Source organism: Marinimicrobium locisalis, assembly GCF_039822625.1.
GTDB classification, from domain to species: Bacteria; Pseudomonadota; Gammaproteobacteria; order Pseudomonadales; family Cellvibrionaceae; genus Marinimicrobium; species Marinimicrobium locisalis.
Map to the genome: position 1 here is coordinate 97,703 of NZ_JBDLLG010000016.1, position 21,335 is coordinate 119,037.

Genomic DNA, 21,335 nt, shown 5'->3' on the forward strand with positions numbered 1-21,335 from the left:
ACTTTCCTAACCCTCGCTGGTAAGCAATGGGCGCTGGCACAGTTCCTGCTGAATACCATCTTGCATACAAGATGGTATTTTGAGGAGCCGCAATGACGCCACAAACCGGCTGGACCCTGAGCGACTGGCAAAAAGCCTACCGCGACGACGCCCTAGACCCGAGCGCTACGCTGCACGCGCTGCGCGAGCAATTCTCCCCCGAGGACCCGGCGTGGATTTACATCCTCACCGAGGCCGAAGTGGACGCTCAGCTTCAGACGCTCACCTCCCCTGAGGAGCAACCCCTGTACGGGGTGCCGTTTGTGATTAAGGACAATATCGACAAAGCCGGCGTGCCGACCACCGCGGCCTGCCCCGCCTTTCGCTATACCCCCGATGAAGATGCCACCACCGTGGCAAAGCTTAGGGCCGCAGGCGCCATCCTGCTCGCCAAAACCAACCTGGACCAGTTCGCCACCGGCTTGGTCGGCACCCGCTCCCCTTACGGCGCGGTGCCCAACAGTTTTGACCCGGCGTATGTCTCGGGCGGCTCCAGCTCTGGCTCGGCGGTGGCGGTCGCCCGGGGCCTGGTGCCCTTTGCCCTGGGGACGGACACCGCCGGTTCGGGCCGGGTGCCCGCCGGCTTTAACAATATTGTCGGGCTCAAACCCACCAAAGGCCGTTTCAGTATCAAGGGCGTGGTGCCGGCCTGCAAAAGCCTGGACTGCGTTTCAATTTTTGCCCTGAGCGTGGACGATGCCGAAACAGTGGCCACACTGTTGGAAGGGTTCGACCCGGAAGACGGTTACTCCCGCGCCCAGCCCCGCCCCGCCCGCTATTGGCCCAAGGCTCTGCGCTTTGGCGTTCCAGACAGGCACGACTGGTTCGGCGATCACAGCGCCCAGCTGGCTTGGGAGAAAACCCTCAAACAAGTGGAAGCCCAGGGTGCCGAGTTGGTGCCCATGGACTTCACCCCCATGCAAACCCTGGCGCAGCTGCTCTACGGCGGACCCTGGGTGGCCGAACGCCACGCCGCCATTGCGGAGTTCATCGCCGAGCACGCCGAGGAAATGAATCCGGTGGTGCTCGGTATTATCGAGCAGGCCTCCACGTTCAGCGCCACCGACGCCTACCGGGCGGAATACCAGCGCGCCGAGCTGGCCCGGCGCATTCAACGGGCCATGGCCGCCGTCGACGCCCTGCTGGTGCCTACAGCGCCGCGCCTGCCCACCATTGAGCAAGTGGAAGCCGACCCCGTACGCATTAACAGCCAGCTTGGCACCTGGACCAATTTCGTTAACCTGGCCGATTGCAGCGCTCTGGCTCTACCCGCCGGGCTTCGCGGTGATGGCCTGCCCTTTGGCATCACCTTAATCGGCCCGGCCTGGCAGGACGCCGCCCTGGTCGACTTTGGCCGGCGCTGGCAGAGCGCCGTCGCCGGAAAACGCGGCGCCACCGACCTTCCGCTACCCGACCCCGCAGCCCATTATGAACCCCCGGCCGGCCACCTGCGCCTGGCCGTGGTGGGCGCGCATTTGAGTGGCATGCCCTTGAACTACCAACTCACCGAACGCGGCGCCCGCTTTGTTGAGACTACGGCGACCGCCTCTCATTACCGCTTGTATGCCCTGCCCGAAACCACCCCGCCCAAGCCCGGTCTGGTTAAAGCCGAGAGCGGCGGCGAGCTGATTGTCGAGCTTTGGGATGTGCCGCTGGATCAATTCGGCTCCTTCGTTGCACTGGTCCCCGCGCCCCTGGGCATCGGCACCCTGACGCTCAAAGACGGGCGCGAGGTGAAGGGTTTTATTTGCGAAACCATCGCCACCGAGGGCGCCGAGGACATTACCGAGCTGGGGGGCTGGCGCGCCTACATGGCCCAGCGCTAGGCGCACAACGCTAACGGGCCACAAACAACCATTTTCCGATGAATGACACGGAGAGAAAGAAGATGTTTCAGACCGTCCTTATTGCCAACCGCGGGGAGATTGCGGTTCGCATCGCCAAAACGCTCAAGACCATGGGCATTACCTCGGTTGCGGTTTACTCCGACGCCGACCGCAACAGCGCCCATGTGGATGCGGCGGATATCGCCATCGCCCTCGGGGGTGAAAGCGCGGCGGACAGTTACCTGAAAGTGGATAAGATTCTCGCCGCCGCGAAAGAGACCGGCGCCCAGGCCATTATTCCCGGCTACGGTTTTCTGTCGGAAAACGCGGAGTTCTGTGAGCAATGCGAAGCCGCCGGTATTGCTTTCTGCGGCCCCACGCCGCAACAGATTCGTGAGTTCGGCCTAAAACACACCTCACGCGAAATCGCGCAAAAAGCCGGCGTACCCTTAACGCCCGGCACGGGTTTGTTGGAATCGCTGGAGGAAGCCAAAGCCGCCGCGGCCAAGATCGGCTACCCGGTGATGCTCAAAAGTACCGCCGGCGGTGGCGGCATTGGCCTGACCCGCTGCGACAACGAACCCGCCCTGGTGGAGGCCTTTGAAAGCGTCAAGCGCCTCGGGCAAAACTTCTTCAGTGACAGCGGTGTGTTTCTCGAGCGCTTTGTCGACAACGCCCGCCACGTAGAGGTACAGATTTTCGGCGATGGCAAAGGCAAAGTGCTCGCCCTGGGCGAGCGCGACTGCTCCCTACAACGGCGCAACCAGAAGGTTGTGGAAGAAACCCCCGCGCCCCATCTGCCCGCCGCCACTCGGGACAAACTGCTGGCCGCCTCGGTCAGCCTGGGCGAGGCGGTCAACTACCGCTCCGCGGGAACCGTGGAATACATTTACGACCCCGTTCGCAATGACTTCTACTTTCTGGAGGTGAACACCCGGCTGCAGGTGGAGCACCCTATTACCGAAGCCTGCACCGGGGTGGACTTGGTGGAGTGGATGATTCTAACCGCCGCGGGCGAAGCCCCGGATCTGGAGCAGACCATTGAACCCGAAGGGGCCGCCATCGAAGTGCGCGTTTACGCGGAAGATGCCGTGCGTGACTTTCAACCCTCCCCCGGCACCTTGACCGATGTGCAGTTTCCGGAGAACGCCCGGATCGATACCTGGGTTGCCACCGGCACCGATGTTTCTCCGCATTACGACCCAATGATCGCGAAGATCATCGTCAAAGGTAGAGACCGGACCGACGCCATCGCCAATATGATTGCCGCGCTGAACAGCACTCGCATGGCCGGCATCGCCACCAATCTAGACTACCTTCGCCAAATCGTTTCGGCCGACTTTTTTACCAAAGGAGAGGTGACCACCAACAGACTGGCCAGCTTTGATTACCGCCCCCCGGTAATGGAAGTTATGCAGCCGGGCACCTACACCAGCATTCAGGACTATCCCGGCCGTGTGGGTTACTGGGGCATTGGCGTACCGCCCTCCGGTCCCATGGATGATTATGCCTTTCGCCTGGCCAACCGTATTGTGGGCAACCATGAACGGGCCGCCGGCCTGGAGTTCACCATCGTCGGCCCCAAGCTCAAGTTCCACACCGATGCGGTCATCGCCCTGACCGGCGGCCGCTCTCCCGCCACCCTGGATGGCGAGGCCATTGAGTTTTGGCAACCGGTGGGCGTGAGAGCCGGCCAGGTGCTGGAAGTCGGCAAAGCCGTTAACGGTTGCCGCACCTACCTGGCCGTACGTAACGGTTTCGACGTGCCGGAGTATTTGGGCAGCCGCTCCACTTTCGCGCTGGGTCAGTTCGGTGGCCATGCCGGGCGTGTCTTGCGCGCGGCGGACATGCTACGGGTAAACGACCCCGAACTGGCTGCGTGCGAAACCCCCGCCCCCACTCACACACCGGCGCCCTGCCCCGGAACATTAGTTCCGGACTACGCCGCAGAAACCAACGATGGCCCACGGGAGTGGGAAATTGGTGTGCTCTATGGCCCCCACGGCGCGCCGGACTTCTTCAAGGAAGAGTCCATCGAGATGTTTTTTAACACCGCCTGGGAGGTGCATTACAACTCCAACCGACTGGGCATTCGCCTCAATGGCCCCAAGCCCAGTTGGACACGCAGCGACGGCGGCGAGGCCGGCCTGCACCCGTCCAATATTCACGACACCGAATATGCGGTGGGCTCCATCAACTTCACCGGCGACATGCCGGTGATTCTCACCAAAGACGGCCCCAGCCTGGGTGGCTTTGTCTGCCCAGTCACCATTATCAAAGCCGAGCTGTGGAAAGTCGGTCAGGTGAAACCCGGGGATAAGCTGCGTTTCAAACAGCTGAGCTTTGATGAAGCGCTCGCGCTGGAAAACGCTCAGGATAAAGCCATTGCCGAGCTGAAAACGCCCGACCCCATCGGCGAGTTTCCGATTCCAAAGCCGGCGCACGAGCGCTCGCCCTGCATTTTAGCGGCACTACCCGAAGCCGAGGGCCGACCGGAAGTGGTCTACCGCCAAGCGGGTGACAAGTACATTCTGATGGAGTATGGCCCGCTGGTGATGGACCTTCGGTTCCGCCTGCGGGTACACGCCATGATGGAAGCGCTCAAAGCCAAACCCATCGAGGGCATTATCGAGCTGTCCCCCGGCGTTCGTTCTTTGCAGGTCAACTACGACAGTCGGGTGCTGCACCAACGCGAGTTAGTCAAACAGCTCCTGGCCATCGAAGAACGATTGCCGCCCGTGGACCAGATGCGGGTGCCCAGCCGCATTATTAACCTGCCCATGGCCTTCGAAGATTCCGCCACGCTGGAGGCGGTGGCCAAGTATCGGCAATCAGTGCGCGATACCGCCCCCTGGCTGCCGAGCAACACCGAGTTCATGCGTCGTATCAACGGCCTGGACTCCATCGACCAGGTGCGTGAAGTGTTGTTCAACGCGAGCTACCTGGTACTTGGCTTGGGCGACGTTTACTTGAGCGCGCCCTGCGCCGTGCCCGTGGACCCGCGTCACCGGTTGCTCACCTCAAAATACAACCCGGCCCGCACCTATACGGCGGAAGGCACCGTGGGGATCGGTGGGGTGTACATGTGCATCTACGGCATGGACTCCCCGGGCGGTTACCAGTTGGTGGGACGCACGCTACCGATCTGGAACAAGTACCTAAAGAACCCGGTGTTTATCAACAAGGAGCCCTGGCTGCTGCGTTTTTTTGATCAGGTGCGCTACTACCCGGTGAGCGAAGCAAAGCTGACCGAAATGCGTGAAGCGTTTCGTGAAGGGCGCCTGCAAATCGACATTGAAGAGTCGTATTTCGACATCGCCGAACACGAGCGCTTCCTGGAAGAGAACGCCCGTAGCATTGCCGCGTTCAAAGAAAAGCAGCAGGCGGCATTCACCGAAGAGGTCGCGCTGTGGCAAGCCGATGAAGAAAAACAGGTGGAAGCGGCGTTACAGGCCGGGCCCACAGTGGACCCGAGCGATGTGGACGGCCATGCGGTTACCGCCGATATCAGCGGCAACATCTGGAAGCTTTTGGTGGAGCCGGGCCAGGAGGTGGAGCCGGAGCAGCCACTGCTGATTGTGGAGGCGATGAAGATGGAGTTCTCCGTCTACGCCGACCGCAAGGGCAAGGTCAGCGCCGTACACTGCGCCGCCGGCAAGCCGGTCAATGCCGGCGACATTCTCCTGGTGCTGGAAGAGTAACGGTAGCCGGGCGGAAGAGCGCCCGGCTATTCCGAGCGGGCCGTCTTCGCTCGCTCGGGTTCCACGCTGACCAGCACCCGGTTGTTGGCCCGAGCCGCCTCATTCCATCGCCCGGCGTTGGTGGTGGGCGTCATCGGCGGGTAACTTTGGACCGGGTCAACCATGGGTTGAATCGCCACCTGAATCCGGCCCTGGCTGAGCATCGCCGCCTCGCGCATAATGGGCTCCAGCCGCTCGGCCATTAGTTCAGTGGGCTCCGCCCCATGGAACTCGCTCATCAAAATACAGCCCCCCAGGGCGGTATCAGCGGCCGGTAGCTGCGCTTCACCACTCATGTTGGTGACGACACAGAAATCCCCGCCCATCACGCTTAGGCGTACATCGCCCTGAAAGTGCCGGCTGTCCAGCCGGGCCAGCAGCTCGCGCAGCCGGCCTTCCAGTTCGGGAGACACAATTTCCTTATGAAAGGGTTGAGCGCTGCTCTGATTAAGGGCCCAGGACAGATCGGGCAAATACTGGTTGGCCTTCTCTTCTCGCCCATCGGCCCCATTTCTATCCATCGCCGGCACAGTCGTCGCCCGCGCAACCGCTTCGTTGCCGGTGGGCATTTGTTCCGCCAACTGCCGAAGGCTGTCGGATTGCTGCTGGGCTAACTCATCAATGCGCTGATTCACTTGCCAAATACCCACGCACACCACACCGGCAAGCACTAAAACCAACGCCGTGGGCCAGAGGCGGCGCGTGGGTTCGGGCGGCGGTGGCGGCTCGTCGTAGCGGGGTTCACGCTCGGCTTCCGTGCGGTTTTTCATATCCGTGAGATCGGTCAGCACCTTGCGTACTTCGTGGCGCACCCCCTGGACTTCCCGCACCAGCCGCGAGGTAATAATGCGGCGACTGTCATCAATACTGTGTTCCAGGTCACGCAAGCGCAGCTCAGTCGAGAGCGTGCCCTGACGGCGGTCGTACTGGCGGCGCTCTTCGGCCGGCTTTTCCGATAACTTCGCCAACGGCTCGGTCTGGGGCTCGCCCTGAGATTCCGAGGTCTGCTCCGGCGGTGCGGCCTGGGGCGAGGGAGCGTCGGCGCTCTCACGCGGATAGATATGAATCGCCTTTAGAACGTCCCGAAGGTCCGAGGCGTTGATGGTGTCCTTACTGACCACATCCAGGGCGCCGAGCGCGCGCGCCTGGCTGGTGTACACATCGCCACTTTTGGAGGTGTACATAATGACCGGAATAGTCGCCGTGGCGGGATGGGATTTTATGATCTGCAAGGCCCGGAAACCGTCCATCCCCGGCATTAGGTGATCCATGAACACCACATCCGGCACGCTACTGGACAAATAGCTCAAGGCCGACTCCGCGGAGTCAACCGCGACGATGTCGAGCTCGTACTTCTTGAGCATCCGTTTAAGCCGGTGCTGGGCGGTTTTGGAATCGTCAACAATGAGCGCGCGTTTTATGGTCATAGCCTTTTGGATCCTTGGTTCTTATCTGGGCGGACCATATCAAAGATGGCGCCTACTAACGCGGTCACAGGTCACAGGGTAAAGGGCGACTGTTTCACTGTTTTCAACGTCTGTCGCATTATTCAACATTAAAGCGGAACAACCACCCCTCCTGGCGGTCCGGCGCGAACAAACATGAGGCAAATAACGTATTGCTCGCTTCATAAAAGTGCACCCTCCCTCAGCAAGCCAGGCTCACCCTTCTGCCTTTTTCGACGTAAAAAACCCGAAAGTTCCCGCCATTTCAAACACTTAGGTTGCTTTAGCGGCACGCGGCGCGCTTTGGCACAGTTCCTGCTGAATACCGTCTTGCATACATGATGATATTCAAGGCGGAATGCTCGTGACTAAAAAAGCGGAACGAATGAGTTTAACCGAGCGCGTTTACAGCGCATTAAAGCAGGATATTTTCGACTTTGCACTGCTTCCCGGCGACCGCTTTACAGAGAAAGAGGTGGCCGAGCGAATGGCCGCCAGCCGCACCCCTGTGCGCGAAGCGCTGACATTGTTGCAGCGTGAAGGTTTTGTCGACGTGCTGTTTCGCTCCGGCTGGCAGGTTAAACCCTTCGACTTTCACAAGTTCGACCAACTCTACGAGCTTCGCATCATTCTCGAACAAGCCGCCGTTCGCAAGCTGTGCGAAATGGAAGGCAAACCCGACCTGGATGCCTTAACGGACTTCTGGCTGGTTGCGGCCAGTGAACGCCTGGAAGACGGGCCGACCGTGCGCGAAGCCGACGAACGCTTTCATCTACACCTGGTGGCCGCTTGCGGTAATGAAGAGATGGTCCGAGTTCACCATAACATTACCGAGCGCCTTCGAATCATTCGGCGCATCGACTTTACTCAGCGTCCCCGAATCGAGGCGACTTACCAGGAGCACGCCAAGATTCTGAAGACCATTATCAAACGACGAGTCGATGAGGCCCAACGATTGTTAAAGAACCATATTGAGGAAAGCCAGGCCGAAGTTCGAAAAATCACCTTGCACATGTTGCACGAAGCCCGGCAACCCCACGGTCCGCCGCCTTCGGTTTAACAACGGCTGCCCCCGATTTCAGGAAGAAGTACTCCACCGACAGGAGGTTAATGAAGAACGATGCACGTTAACCCACGGTACACAGACTAAAGACCATCTCAACGGAGATTGACCCATGAAGCTAATCCACTTAATGAAGAAAATCGGGACATTCGGTGCCGCCTGCACCCTGGCGCTCGCCGGCATGTCCGCCCAGGCCCAGGAGGAAGAAGACACCATTAAGGTCGGTGTCCTGCACTCGCTGTCGGGCACCATGGCCATATCGGAAACCACGCTGAAAGACACCATGCTGATGCTCATCGAAGAGCAGAACAAAAAAGGCGGCCTGCTGGGCAAAAAGCTCGAGCCGGTCGTGGTCGACCCTGCCTCGGACTGGCCTTTGTTTGCGGAGAAAACCCGCGAGCTGATCACGCAGGAGAACGTCGATGCGATTTTCGGCTGCTGGACCTCGGTTTCCCGAAAGTCCGTATTACCCGTCATCGAAGAGCTGAACGGCATATTGTTCTACCCGGTTCAGTATGAAGGAGAGGAGTCCTCGCGCAATGTGTTCTACACCGGTGCGGCTCCGAACCAGCAAGCCATTCCGGCCGTGAACTACCTGATGAACGACGTGGGCATCAAGCGCTGGGTCCTGGCCGGAACTGATTATGTTTACCCTCGGACCACCAACAAGATTCTGGAAGCCTATTTAAAGGCCAATGGCGTCGCTGATGAAGACATCATGATCAACTACACCCCGTTCGGACATTCCGACTGGCAGAATATTGTGTCCGACATCAAGCGCTTCGGTAGCCAGGGCAAAGCCACCGCCGTGGTGTCCACCATCAACGGCGACGCCAATGTGCCCTTCTACCGCGAGCTGGGTAACCAGGGCATTTCGGCCGAAGACATTCCGGTGGTGGCCTTCTCCGTGGGTGAAGAAGAGCTCTCCGGCATCGACACCAAGCCCCTGGTCGGCCACCTGGCCGCCTGGAACTACTTTATGAGCGTCGATACCGAGCAAAACGAAGCTTTTATCAAAAAGTGGCATGACTTTATTGGCAGCGAGAAACGCGTGACCAATGACCCGATGGAGGCGCACTACATCGGCTTCAATATGTGGGTAAAAGCCGTGGAAAAGGCCGGCACGACCGACACCGACGCCGTGATTGATGCCATGGTGGGCGTAAAAGTCCCCAACCTAACCGGCGGCACCAGCGAAATGCTTCCCAACCATCACATCGAGAAGCCGGTCCACATTGGGGAAATTCAGGACAACGGCCAGTTCCTGACCGTGTGGCAAACCGAGGACCTGGTATCCGGCGACGCTTGGTCCGATTACCTAGAAGGTAGCAAGAACCTGATCGCGGACTGGACCGATCCGATCAACTGCGGCAACTACGACACCAAAGCCAAAGAGTGCCTGGGCGCGACCGACGCCGAGTAATAAGCACAACAGGCCACAGGAAGAACCACCGCCCGGCCCCTGCTCGGGCGGTGTACCGATTCTGGCAATAAGAGCACCACGTTATGAATACCACCGGTCAACCAAGGACCCTTTTTGGGCGGCTGCTTCTGAGTGTCTTAGCTCCGCTATTGTTGTGCGTTTGCTCGGCGGCAACGGCTCAGGAGGAGGAGACTCTAGCTCAACAAACCCGGGCCATCGCCCAAGCCAGCCTGATGAAACGGGACGAAGCCATTGATGCCCTCTCTCAGGTATCCCATCACCGGGTTTCGATCATTTTGTCCGCCTTGCTTGAGGGCGACTTGTACAGCGACGAGGCCGATGAACGCCGCATCCTGATCGAACGGGCCGACGGCAGCCTGGAGAACGCCCTCACGGGCGAGAGCCTGGAGAGCGACATCGACACCAAACGAATACCGGTCACCACGCGGATGCGCAGCCAGATTCGCAACCTCCTCGCTCGCCTGAACCTCGATTCCGAAAACGCTCAAGTTCGCTATGAGGCGGTTCAGCGGATGATCAAAGAAGGAATCGATGAGAACAACATCGGTTTACTAAAAGCCCGCGCCGAGGTGGAAGACTCTCGCCTGGTCAATGAAACCATTGAGAGCGCGCTCTCCCTGTACGACTTAAACAGCGGCAACGAGCGGGTGCGCTTGTCCGCGATCAGTTCTTTACGCGGTTCCCTGGTGGGCGAAGCCCGCAATGAACTGCGCCGCCTGCGAGAATACGACCCGGTGCCGGCGGTACAGGAAGCCGCCGCGGAGGCCCTGGAGTCCATACAGACGAAACTGAAATTCTACGAATTCGTTGAGAATGTTTTTTTTGGGCTAAGCCTAGGCTCTGTCCTGTTACTCGCCGCCATCGGTTTGGCCATTACTTTCGGGGTGATGGGTGTCATCAATATGGCTCACGGCGAGCTGATGATGATCGGCGCCTACACCACTTGGGTGGTTCAGCAGCTCTTCCCCGACCAAATTGCGTGGAGCTTGGCCATAGCGATCCCAGCCGCCTTTCTGATTTCCGCGCTGGTGGGTATCGCCATCGAGCGAGGGGTCATTCGTTTTCTTTACGGTCGACCGCTTGAGACGCTGCTGGCCACCTTCGGCTTGAGCCTGATTCTTCAGCAAGCGGCCCGCACCATTTTCTCGCCACTGAACCGCAGTGTGGAACTGCCCGTTTGGATGAGCGGCTCGGTGCAGCTAAACCCGGCCCTCTCCTTTACCCTGAACCGGCTCTACATTTTGGCCTTCGGTCTGATCGTCTTTTTTCTATTAATGGCCATTCTCAAACGCACCTCTCTCGGGCTGAAAGTTCGGGCGGTGTCTCAGAACCGTTCCATGGCCCGCGCGGTGGGCGTGCGCGCCAGCTGGGTGGATGCCATGACCTTCGGCCTCGGCTCGGGCATTGCCGGCATCGCCGGAGTGGCGTTATCGCAGCTGACCAATGTGGGCCCCAATCTCGGGCAGGCCTACATCATTGACTCGTTTATGGTGGTCGTTTTTGGCGGCGTCGGCAATTTGTGGGGCACCCTGGTAGGTGCCATGGGCCTGGGCGTCATCAACAAGTTCATGGAACCCTGGGCCGGCGCCGTTCTGGCCAAAGTGCTGGTGTTGGTGATGCTGATTCTGTTTATTCAAAAACGGCCCAAAGGGTTGTTCCCACAAAAAGGACGGGCCGCTGAATAGGCCGGCCCCTGGAAAGCGATCGAGAGCTACTTATGTTGACACAACGTTTATTACTGAGCGACCGGGGCGGCATGGCCGTGCTGGGGCTCATCGCCCTGATGGCCGTCGTGGTCCCGGTGTGTAATCTGCTAGTCCCCAGCGATTCGGCCTTTCACGTGTCCACCTACACGGTGACCCTCCTGGGGAAATTCCTCTGCTTTGCCCTATTGGCGCTTTCGGTGGATTTGATCTGGGGTTACGCCGGCATCTTGTCCCTGGGCCACGGCGCGTTCTTCGCTTTGGGGGGCTACGCCATGGGCATGTACCTGATGCGCCAGATCGGCGACCGGGGCGAGTACGGCCACCCCGTCCTGCCGGACTTCATGGTCTTCCTGGACTGGGAGAGTCTGCCTTGGTACTGGCACGGTTTTGATATGTTCTGGTTCACGGCCCTGATGGTTTTGCTGGTGCCCGGCCTGCTGGCGCTGGTGTTCGGCTGGCTGGCGTTTCGCTCCCGCGTTACCGGGGTGTATTTTGCGATTATTACCCAGGCGCTGACTTACGCCCTAATGCTCGCCTTCTTCCGCAATGAAATGGGCTTCGGCGGCAACAACGGCCTGACCGACTTCAAAGACATTCTCGGCTTTTCCATCACCGCCAAAAGCACCCGAATTTCACTGTTCGTCGCCTCGGCGTTGATGCTGATCCTGGGGTACCTGGCTTGCCGTTATATCGTCACCTCCCGCATGGGGCGAGTAATCGTCTCCATTCGCGATGCGGAGAATCGCACCCGTTTTTGCGGCTATAAGGTGGAGTCCTACAAGCTGTGGCTGTTTGTGTTCTCCTCCATGCTGGCGGGCATCGCCGGCGCGCTCTACGTGCCCCAGGTAGGCATTATCAACCCCGGTGAATTCTCCCCATTGAACTCCATTGAGTTTGTAGTCTGGGTTGCGGCCGGCGGGCGGGGAACACTGTTCGGCGCGATTGTGGGCGCCTTCTCGGTGAACTACGCCAAAACCCTCTTCACCACCTGGTCCCCCGAAAGCTGGCTGTTCGTGCTCGGGGCGCTGTTTGTCATTGTCACCCTGGTTCTGCCTCAAGGCCTGGTGGGCTTGTTTGACAAGCTCAAACGCAAGAAAACAAACGAAAGCGACACCCTCGAGTCAGCCAGTGACCAGACCGCACCCAAGGAGGCCCCGTGAACCTGATTAAGAATGCCTACCCGTTCAGCCACCGGGCCCTGCCAGTAAGGGACCCGAACTTTGGCAAGCCGCTCGATACCAGCCACGGACCGATTCTGTACGTCGAGGGTGTGACAGTCAGCTTCGACGGTTTCAAGGCGCTGAACAACCTGAACCTCTATGTCGACGATGGCGAACTTCGCTGCATTATCGGACCCAACGGTGCCGGCAAGACCACCATGATGGACGTAATCACCGGCAAAACCCGCCCGGACGAGGGCAGTGTGTACTTCGGTCAACAAATCGACCTGCTGGGGCTATCCGAACACCAGATTGCTCGCGGCGGCATTGGTCGGAAGTTTCAAAAACCCACGATCTTTGAGGCGCTAACGGTTTACGAGAACCTGGAGTTGGCGACCGATGCCGATAAGCGGGTTTGGTTTACGTTGAGCCAGTCCCTCAGTGGCGAGCAGAAGGACCGAATCGGCTCGGTGGTGGAACAAATCGGCTTAAAGGCCGAACTGCAACGCCCCGCCGGACTACTCTCCCACGGCCAAAAACAGTGGCTGGAAATCGGCATGCTGCTGATGCAAAGCCCCCGGGTGCTGCTGGTGGATGAACCGGTGGCCGGCATGACCGGCGAGGAAACCGAGCGTACGGCGGAGCTGCTCACCTCACTGGCGGGAGATCATTCGGTCATTGTGGTGGAGCACGATATGGCGTTCGTTCGCTCCATCGCCCGCCAAGTGACGGTATTGCACCAGGGTTCGGTTTTGGCCGAAGGGACCATGGACCAGGTGCAAAACAACCCCAAGGTCATTGAAGTGTACTTAGGCGAATAGTTCGACCACCAACGATCAAATGTAGTCGGAGACAAACGTGCTAACCATTGAAAACGTTAACCAATTCTACGGTCAAAGCCACATCCTTTGGGACCTTTCCCTGGAAGTGCGCGAAGGCACTTGTGGCTGCCTGCTCGGGCGCAACGGCGTGGGCAAGACCACGCTACTCAAATGCATCACCGGCATGCTCCCGATTAAGGAAGGCCAGATCAAACTCAATGGCAGAGATATCAGCAAAATATCTACCGAAGCCCGCGCTCGTGCCGGTATCGGGTACGTGCCCCAGGGCCGGGAGATTTTCCCGCAGCTGACCGTGGAGGAGAACCTGAAGATTTCCCTCGGCGCCCGCGACGATAAGATTACGCGGGTGCCAGATCATATTTATGAGCTGTTTCCAGTATTGCTGGATATGCGCCACCGTCGCGGCGGAGACTTATCGGGCGGCCAGCAACAGCAACTGGCTATCGGCCGGGCTTTGGTGTTGGACCCGAAAGTGCTGCTATTGGATGAGCCGACCGAGGGGATTCAGCCGAATATTGTTCGGGATATTGGAAACGTGATTCGCAAGCTGAACAAGGAGCTGGGCTTAACCGTCCTTCTGGTAGAGCAGAAACTGCCCTTTGCCCGCAAAGTGGCGGATGACTTCTTTATTATGGAAAAAGGCCACACTCAGGCATCCGGCGCCATAGCCGAGCTTAGCGATGATTTGGTGCAAAAATACTTGAGCGTTTAGTCGTATTCGACACCTCGACCCCCAACGCTACCAATGTAGCCTTTCAATACGTAGGGTGGGCAAACCGAAGGCACCACCCACCCAAAAAGCGTGACGTTCCTTTCCCGGCGCGAGCTCTTCCAAGCTCCACCCACCGGCCGCTCTTAAAATTTTTTTTACTCACAGTAATCCGACTGGGTGTGACTAGCGTAAGAATCCTCCCAGTCAGGTTTGCTCGCTGGCACTTTCAAAAATTCACAAGCGACACAATGGCTCAAGTCGTGGACTTCTCTGCCATAAACCGAGCGCCTCATCGAGTCCGCCCCTTGAACTTTTAGCCGCCAACCATCACTAAGGCTACCAGAAACGACAAAAAGGTCGCGAAACCTGGATCTACGTTGTCTACAATACATTCACATTCGCCACGGAAACTTTAGGAGAGTCACAATGGCTTTAAAACTCGGAACCTCCCTTGCTGCACTAACCCTCGCTTTATCACCGACTTTCGCTAGCGCCCAAGAAGAAGGCCCCATGTTTGAACTGCATGGCGGCGCTGGGCGTACGCTATTCGGAAACACCCTCAATGACTCCGAACATTACAACCTCGGTTTGGGCATGAACCTGACCAACCGCTGGGGCGTGGAGGTCATGGGCACCTATTTCGAAACCGCCTTCGACGAAGGCGCCGGCTTTGAGGCCGAAGGCCAGCAATACAGACTGGACGCGCTCTACCATTTGGCCGATCTTGGAGAAAAAGCGCGCCCCTATCTCGCCCTGGGCGCGGGCCATCAGATCCTGGACAGCCAGCAACTAATGGGGGGTGAAGAGGAAGACACCCTGATTAACGCTGGCATTGGCATTAAATACCAGTTGGCCAAGCGCCTGAGCTGGCGCACGGATATGCGCGTAATGAATAGCATGGATAACGAGTACACCGATGTGGCCTTCAGCACCGGGCTGAGCTTCCTGTTCGGTTATAGTGGCAGCAAACCACAGCCCGAGCCGGAACCCCAGCAGCCACTGGATAGCGACAACGATGGCGTGATTAACGAGCGGGACAATTGTCCGAACACGCCTCGCGGCACTCGCGTGGACAGCCAGGGCTGTGAGCGGGACAGTGACAATGACGGCGTAGTGGACTCCAAGGACCAGTGCCCCGGCACCGCCCGTCAATATAAGGTGGACAACACCGGCTGCCCCATTGAACTGAGCGAGAACGTCTCCATCGAGATGCGGGTCGAGTTTGCCACCAACAGTGCCGAAGTTCGCGAAGCCTACATGTCGGAAGTTAAGAAGGTGGCGGACTTCATGAACCAGTTCGACAAAACCCAGGTGACCGTGGAAGGCCATACGGACAATACCGGCGCCGCCGCCTACAACCAGGATTTGTCCCAGCGCCGCGCCGAGTCGGTTCGCGAAGTACTGATTGAGCGCTTTGGCCTTTCTGCCGACCGCGTTAAGGCCGTGGGCTATGGTGAAGAGCGCCCCACCGCCACTAACGACACCGCCGAAGGCCGTGAACTGAACCGGCGCGTGGTGGCGGAAATCAGCACTGACGTGACCCGCACCAAGACCCGGGACTAAGGGCGAAACTACCGCTTTGGATGGCGCCGGAATACTCCGCGCGCCGTCTTCCAGGCACTGCCGGCCACGTTGCGCAACTGACGACCGGCAAGCTCGCGGTTTTCCGCCCGGCGCTGGCGGTGCAAGTAACGCCAGTACTGGCAGCGCACCACCTGGGAGTAGTGGTAAACAAAGGCGGCGTGCAGCGGCTCGCGCCTCAGAACCGCTTGAGGACTGGTCGCTGACGCCTCCGACATTGTTGGCTTGGCTGACAGGGCCACAACACTCTCCTTCGCAACGGCAAATGCCTCGGCAGTACGCTCCTTCCGCTCCACGGCATCCACTTGTTCGCTGTGCGTCAAAACCACCAAAAGTGGCGGCTCGGGCTGGCCTACGCGGCTCGCCAACCAGCGTTTTAGGCGGGAAACCTGTTCCGCTTCATATTTCACATCCGCCGTAACGGCGTGACTCACCCAGATAATCAAATCGGCTGAGGCCACCGCGCGGCGGGCCTGACGCCGGGGTAAACCCTTCCAGGCGGCAGTATCCCACAGTTCCAACTCCCCCCAGTCGGACGAGTTGAGCCGGTGGACACTGACCCACTTATTCCCCCTCTCCGGCACCGGCTCCGATTCCTCTCCGGCAAAGGTGTCAACAACGGTCGTTTTTCCGCTCTGGGCGGGACCAAAAACCACGACCTGAATGGGATGGCCGCTACCGCTGGTCAGCTCGCCGCTCAACAACAGGTTGCCGCTGTAGAGCTCAATGGCGTAAAACCCCACCTTCCGGACATACTCCTGCAGCAACCAGCGCTGCAGCCGTTCGCTACCGTAGTCCAGAATATGGCCCCCCACCGCCCGATTGAACTCTTTATAGAGGGCCCCCGCCGGGCTCAACAGCGCCCGCCCGAGGCGGTAGGCGTTATGGTAGCGGGTGGCGGTTTGCTGCCAGGAGCGGGCCCGCACCAAGGTGCCGACGCTGAAGCGGTGGCTGAACGGCAGAGTGTGGACGATCTCCTTGCGCAGCTCACGGCTGGCCCGCTCCACAATCAACAGCGCGTGGGGCAGCGTCAGCTCCAGCAGCGGCCGCTCCTTGTCGGGGAAGAAGTGGTGGGCCACCTGCTCCAGGGTCTCCTGCCCCAGCGACCAAAGCGGTGTGCTTTCCTGCCACGAATACGCCTGGGGCTCCACACTCTGCGCCAGCGCTTCCACCTTCGTCCAGGCGGCCTCGGCGGTGGCGGACCAGTTGCCATCCGGCCGGGTTCGCGTCTCAAGCATGCGGCGCCTGTCCTTGAAGGCCAGCCAAGCCTGAAGAAGCAGTGCAAGGCCGGCGCAGAGGGCGAGCAGAAGCAGCCAGTGAAACAGGTAGCCGGTTTGCCACAACCAAACCACCCCGGCCAGCGGAATCGCGGCCAGGGGCAAGAACGTCAGCGCCAACGCCAGTAGGCGCAATCGGCCGAATTGGTGGATCAGATCTTTCATGGCCCTACTATAGAACAAACCGGTTGTCTTGAGTGCAAGACCGTCCTACAATACGCAGTCAGACGGAACTTCCGGTGTAGACCGAAGTCCCAGAAGGTGCCCGGCATTATTGCTCGGGCCCGGTAGATCACAGATTCCCCCAGTTTCGGGGGCGATTTGGATTCGACGCCGGTAACGAAACTCAAGGTGCATGTCGTGATGGCAGCCAATCACGTTAATCCAAAGCTGCAACTTAATAGTTGCCAACGACGACAACTACGCTCTAGCAGCCTAAAAACCTGCTAGCGGTCAATAGCAAGGTGCCAGTACCGCGTTATTGACTGTCAAATAGAACTGGATCGCGGTGAAGCTCGCCTGTGGCGGATCCGTTAAAACCTAAACAGGATCGCGTCTTACGTCCTGCCCGTTGGGCTGTAAGAGGCTAAATCAATAAACGGAAACTAAGCATGTAGAGCCGAGAGCGGAGTACCGGCGGACGGGGGTTCAACTCCCCCCGCCTCCACCAATAAATGACCCTCAGATCGCAAGATCTGGGGGTTTTTTATTTCCTACCCGCCTTATGTATCGAAAAAATTGCTAATGGGTTTCCCCGTGAGCTTGTCCGGTAGGGCCGCTCGCGTCCTCGCTAAAAACAATACCAGTGAGATTTGCGTCAGTGAACGCGGCTTTTATCGATTCCAGGCAAAATACGCCCTTGTACAGATCCAACTCCGTTTTGAAGACGTGAACCCCAAGAAGGTTCGGCTCTTTGAAGCCGAAATGGCTCAAATTTCCATGTTCATCGTAGGAGAGCAGCTGGTTATCGACCGCGCCTGCCTGTTCAGCCGTTAGGGTGGGATTGAAGATATACCCCTTTCGGCCTCCAAACGTTACTGGCAGGCACTCACCACACTGACCCAATAGCTCACCCAGCACCTCGAACGCCCGCTCAGACAGAAACAGCCGCCCAAAATTTTCCGATACGTCCGGCACCTCGGTGGCCTTGGAACCCTCGCAGGGACGGAACTCGATCTCCAGCGGCTTCCAGACATCCCGATACGACTTGGGCTCAGCATTGAAGGCGAAGGTGCCGTGCTCCTCCCCCAGCTTGGTCATGGACTCGACCGGGGGGATTACATGCATCAGGTACGACTCGTCGTGCAGTATCCGGTAAATCATTTTAGCTGGCTCGCGGGAAGCATTACGTAACTGGGGAATCTGGAAGTCTGAAGCTTGAGGCAGATCGCCCGCAACCCCCTGCTGGAAAGCGATCGATCCCACGTGAACTAATCCGCCAGACCTGAGAGGTGATTTGAGCTCCCATCGTTGGTGGGGATACCAAGCTGGAGGATGAAGCTAAGCTCCAGCCGTCAATCACAGCCTTTTGAGACACCGGGGCCGGGGCGACTGATCGCCCCTACCCCGGGAGATGGCCAGCACAACAGGGCTAATACTCCCTTTCTGGCTCCAGCGCCCTGTCCGCCAGGGCCTGGAAAAGGTCGTATCCGTCAGAGAGCAGCAGGTAGGCCGCTTCGGATACCACCCCAAGCGCCTGGTTATCGGCGTCCTGCATGTGGCAGGAGGCCGTGAGTTCCAGCAGCTTCTGGGCCGCGCCCAGCCGGTGAGTGGCGGTATCCACCAAATCGAGCGTATTGGCGGCCGGGTCAAAGAACAGGACCGGCTTAAGGGTGGGGAGAGCTGTCAGCGCCTGAAGGCTGTGACAGCTAAACGTATTTTGAGTAAACTTCGCGTCAGCCATTATCGACTCCTCGACAGTCGGTGGTGGTTAGCTGGTCCCTTCATTAACTCACGGCTTGAGCTCCTGCGCCTATCGATAAGTCAAGTCAATCGACATCGAGGGATTCCTCAAACGGCGAGCGTGGCGCAAGGCTTCTTGCTCCAGTTCTTGAAAGTCCATGCGCTTTGTCTCACTATGTTTCACGTTAACGACCGCTGGGCTTTGGAAGGCGGTTTTCTATCGACAGATGGAATTATTCCAAATTATTGGAATAATTCCAAAGTGTATTTTTATATCGTATGGATGAGATAGATAGGCTTGACCTATTGTTTAAATTCACAGACAGAAGCAAGAAGTCCGTCCTAGAAGAGGCGGGAGTGAGCTATGCAAGGTTTGCCGACGTTCAGCGCCGAAAGGTAGCGCTGAGAGCCAGTGAACTAACAGCAATCGCCTCTTGCTTTCCGGAATACAAGTATTGGTTGGTATTCGGTGAAGAATTGCCGGAAGCGGGGCAAATCAGCCCCATGACGAAGGAGGCAAGGGAACGCAACACCGCCCGCTAATTTCCAACCTCACCCACTTTATTCCGAGCGCTCTGTATAATATCCCACACACGGAAACTTTCCGTATTCCACACCACCGTTTTTATATCGATACGTTCTAAGGCAGGAGTGACGGGCCTTACAGGGCATGATATAAAAGGCGCTAAATGTGAAAGACGGAAACTTTCCGTGTTTAAACACGGAAAGTTTCCGTCTAATAATACTGTTAAATGGCTCTGCCTTTCTGTTCTTTGCAGGGCGTTGCCAAACTAGAAGTCAGTGCCAGTAGTTGGGGCTCTAGCATCAGGCTCAGTGCCGGGCCACATATCCGGCAGAATCGTTCCTGGTGCCATTGTTGAGTAAAGGTGGTCGCTGCTCGGCTTTCCCGTTTTTTTGGGGCGGCCACAACCCAGGTTGGGGGCATCCTCAAAACCAGAGTTCTTTCGGGTGCCATAAATTCAGTCTGGTTCGCAGGCTCACAACGTGCCAATAGTTATCCCGGTGTGTCGCCACTTAACCAGGCAAGGCAGCGGACGCAAAAAACGCGCCGCTGCTCGCAGCGTTATACGATTGCACAAGGAGCTAAGTTTTGAGCTTTAATCTCAAACTAAATGAACAGATGGTTTGCGTGCATACTATTAAAGGTGAAAGGGAAGACGGAGAAAATATCCCAGTGCCTGATATGCGTGCAAACAAACCTACAGGTGTGCATGATCAAGAGAGTAATCAGACGGCATTTTTCCAAAAGCTGATAAACGCAAAAATAGACCAAGTTGAGGTTGGCGTCGCAGCTCCCAACGAAATTGCGTTGTCACTTAGCATATCTACTAAAGCCAAGAAGAATGCCAATATTTTACGGGATTCTATCAAGAAACGCGCCAAGAATGCTGATCACTCTTTATTCGATACAGACGTAAAGTCGGCTTATGATTTTCTAGAAGAAATTCAAAAATCTATCGTTTTTGGATACAAGGCCGTAGAATCATTTTGCAACGCTAGCATTCCTGATGATTACGTGTATGAGAAAAGTAATAGCAAAGGGATTATCGAGCTTTATGGCAAGCCTCAAATTGAACGTTGGATAAATACCTCAGAAAAGGTTTCATCAATACTCCCATGTATTTTGAATGTTGAGAGTCCAACTAGAGAGAAATTCTGGTCTGACTTCAAAAATTTAGAGCGATTAAGAAATGACATAATTCATAGCAAATCAAGTAGCTCATCAAGTGTCCTATCCGAGTTGTTCTCCGAAAAAGTAAATGCATACCTTTTGTCCGGGGTTAAGCTTCTTGAATTCTTCATTACAAAAGACCCTTATAACCAAATATTCCCCCTGGGATTTGGGGTCTCTCAAATAAAGGTAATGTCTGTTCCAGATGCAGGCGAGATTTTTGCAAAAGTCGAGTAATCGTATAACGAATAAGGATATGTTGCGCTTGCCGCAACCTATCTCATTGTTGAACGAGCCCGGGGGTCGTCGCTCTCTCTATAGGTAATTAAGTAGTTTTTAGGTTGGTGGTTTGGGGCCGCTCGTTGCAAGCGGCCTTTATTCAGGGCGAGCGAGATCCTCGCCGCGGGCGGACGATAAGAAAATCAGACGGCTTTTACATAAATGAGTGCGTTCTCCCTCCCGGTGTATGGCGGTTTATCGGAAGGCTACATTATTACCCCGGACGCTCTCTGGCCGGTCGCATTCCGGTCACCCTCATTCGTCCCTGACAGTGTGGACAGGGCAGGCTCACCGAGTGCCTTTCGACCGGCGGCGGTTTCGGTACCCGAAGAAGCCATTGCAACAGATTGAGCAGTGGCCTTGCATTGCCGTGCAAGAAGCCGTAATCGCGGGCGCGACGAAACCCTTTGGGCAGCACGTGCTGAAGTAACAGCCAGAGGAAGTCTTCACCGGGCAATGTGCGGGTCTGCCATTGTCGGTCCCGACTGTTTTGGTAGCGGAAGGTCACAGTCGTACCGTCATCATCCAGGATGTTGCGATTGCTGATTACACCACGATACAGATAGCGAGCCAGATACTGCAGCGCCTCCTGGCCCCGGCCGACACGCTCGCAATGCGCCACCCAA

16 protein-coding genes and 1 other RNA gene are annotated in these 21,335 nt (G+C 57.6%); 12 read left to right on the forward strand and 5 right to left on the reverse strand.

What is annotated here, in order from left to right; genetic code table 11:
• The first annotated feature begins 92 nt into the window (after positions 1–92).
• Positions 93–1,865, forward strand: coding sequence for an allophanate hydrolase (gene atzF / locus AAE514_RS11575; RefSeq protein WP_347331702.1), 1,773 nt, complete (start codon positions 93–95; stop codon positions 1,863–1,865).
• Between the two features lie 62 nt (positions 1,866–1,927).
• A complete protein-coding gene (uca, locus tag AAE514_RS11580) occupies positions 1,928–5,566 on the forward strand; it encodes an urea carboxylase (RefSeq protein WP_347331703.1) in 3,639 nt (1,212 codons plus the stop codon).
• A 26-nt stretch (positions 5,567–5,592) separates the two neighbouring features.
• On the opposite strand, the gene AAE514_RS11585 is transcribed toward uca, so the two are convergent.
• Entirely contained in the window at positions 5,593–7,032 is a 1,440-nt protein-coding gene (locus tag AAE514_RS11585) for a response regulator (protein WP_347331704.1), read from the reverse strand.
• 403 nt (positions 7,033–7,435) lie between these two features.
• Between AAE514_RS11585 and AAE514_RS11590 the strand changes: the two genes are divergently transcribed.
• The 7 genes from AAE514_RS11590 to AAE514_RS11620 all read left to right on the forward strand — a co-directional run bounded on the left by AAE514_RS11590 (position 7,436) and on the right by AAE514_RS11620 (position 15,540).
• Positions 7,436–8,110 (forward strand): GntR family transcriptional regulator, encoded by a 675-nt coding sequence (locus AAE514_RS11590; protein ID WP_347331705.1) that lies wholly within the window; start codon positions 7,436–7,438, stop codon positions 8,108–8,110.
• A gap of 115 nt (positions 8,111–8,225) precedes the next feature.
• The gene (gene urtA, locus AAE514_RS11595) at positions 8,226–9,536 is read left to right on the forward strand and encodes an urea ABC transporter substrate-binding protein (RefSeq protein ID WP_430623898.1); all 1,311 of its coding nucleotides are present in this window, start codon (positions 8,226–8,228) and stop codon (positions 9,534–9,536) included.
• Positions 9,537–9,619: 83 nt separating this feature from the next.
• Complete coding sequence (gene urtB / locus AAE514_RS11600; protein ID WP_347331706.1) at positions 9,620–11,242, forward strand: urea ABC transporter permease subunit UrtB; 1,623 nt, start codon at positions 9,620–9,622, stop codon at positions 11,240–11,242.
• A gap of 32 nt (positions 11,243–11,274) precedes the next feature.
• Positions 11,275–12,423 carry an urea ABC transporter permease subunit UrtC gene (urtC, locus tag AAE514_RS11605; protein WP_347331707.1) on the forward strand — a complete coding sequence of 383 codons (1,149 nt, stop codon included), beginning with the start codon at positions 11,275–11,277 and terminating at the stop codon, positions 12,421–12,423.
• Between the two features lie 38 nt (positions 12,424–12,461).
• Positions 12,462–13,244, forward strand: coding sequence for an urea ABC transporter ATP-binding protein UrtD (gene urtD / locus AAE514_RS11610; RefSeq protein ID WP_347331719.1), 783 nt, complete (start codon positions 12,462–12,464; stop codon positions 13,242–13,244).
• Between the two features lie 37 nt (positions 13,245–13,281).
• The gene (gene urtE / locus AAE514_RS11615) at positions 13,282–13,977 is read left to right on the forward strand and encodes an urea ABC transporter ATP-binding subunit UrtE (protein ID WP_347331708.1); all 696 of its coding nucleotides are present in this window, start codon (positions 13,282–13,284) and stop codon (positions 13,975–13,977) included.
• A 426-nt stretch (positions 13,978–14,403) separates the two neighbouring features.
• Positions 14,404–15,540 carry an OmpA family protein gene (locus AAE514_RS11620; RefSeq protein ID WP_347331709.1) on the forward strand — a complete coding sequence of 379 codons (1,137 nt, stop codon included), beginning with the start codon at positions 14,404–14,406 and terminating at the stop codon, positions 15,538–15,540.
• Positions 15,541–15,548: 8 nt separating this feature from the next.
• Here AAE514_RS11620 and AAE514_RS11625 read toward each other — a convergent pair whose 3' ends face one another.
• Positions 15,549–17,000, reverse strand: coding sequence for a GTPase domain-containing protein (locus AAE514_RS11625; RefSeq protein WP_347331710.1), 1,452 nt, complete (start codon positions 16,998–17,000; stop codon positions 15,549–15,551).
• A gap of 147 nt (positions 17,001–17,147) precedes the next feature.
• On the opposite strand from AAE514_RS11625, the gene ssrA reads away from it, so the two are divergent.
• Positions 17,148–17,505: a transfer-messenger RNA gene (gene ssrA, locus AAE514_RS11630) on the forward strand.
• A gap of 71 nt (positions 17,506–17,576) precedes the next feature.
• Here the strand turns inward: ssrA and AAE514_RS11635 are convergent.
• Together AAE514_RS11635 and AAE514_RS11640 are read right to left on the reverse strand one after the other, a co-directional pair.
• Positions 17,577–18,260 carry a hypothetical protein gene (locus tag AAE514_RS11635; RefSeq protein ID WP_347331711.1) on the reverse strand — a complete coding sequence of 228 codons (684 nt, stop codon included), beginning with the start codon at positions 18,258–18,260 and terminating at the stop codon, positions 17,577–17,579.
• Between the two features lie 166 nt (positions 18,261–18,426).
• Positions 18,427–18,738, reverse strand: coding sequence for a hypothetical protein (locus AAE514_RS11640; protein ID WP_347331712.1), 312 nt, complete (start codon positions 18,736–18,738; stop codon positions 18,427–18,429).
• 278 nt (positions 18,739–19,016) lie between these two features.
• On the opposite strand from AAE514_RS11640, the gene AAE514_RS11645 reads away from it, so the two are divergent.
• Positions 19,017–19,280, forward strand: coding sequence for a hypothetical protein (locus tag AAE514_RS11645; RefSeq protein WP_347331713.1), 264 nt, complete (start codon positions 19,017–19,019; stop codon positions 19,278–19,280).
• A 568-nt stretch (positions 19,281–19,848) separates the two neighbouring features.
• On the forward strand, positions 19,849–20,667 hold the full coding sequence (locus tag AAE514_RS11650; protein WP_347331714.1) for a hypothetical protein: 819 nt from the start codon (positions 19,849–19,851) through the stop codon (positions 20,665–20,667).
• A gap of 256 nt (positions 20,668–20,923) precedes the next feature.
• Here AAE514_RS11650 and AAE514_RS11655 read toward each other — a convergent pair.
• Positions 20,924–21,335, reverse strand: a 412-nt coding sequence (locus tag AAE514_RS11655; RefSeq protein WP_347331715.1) for a transposase, incomplete at its 5' end; no start/stop codon positions are given.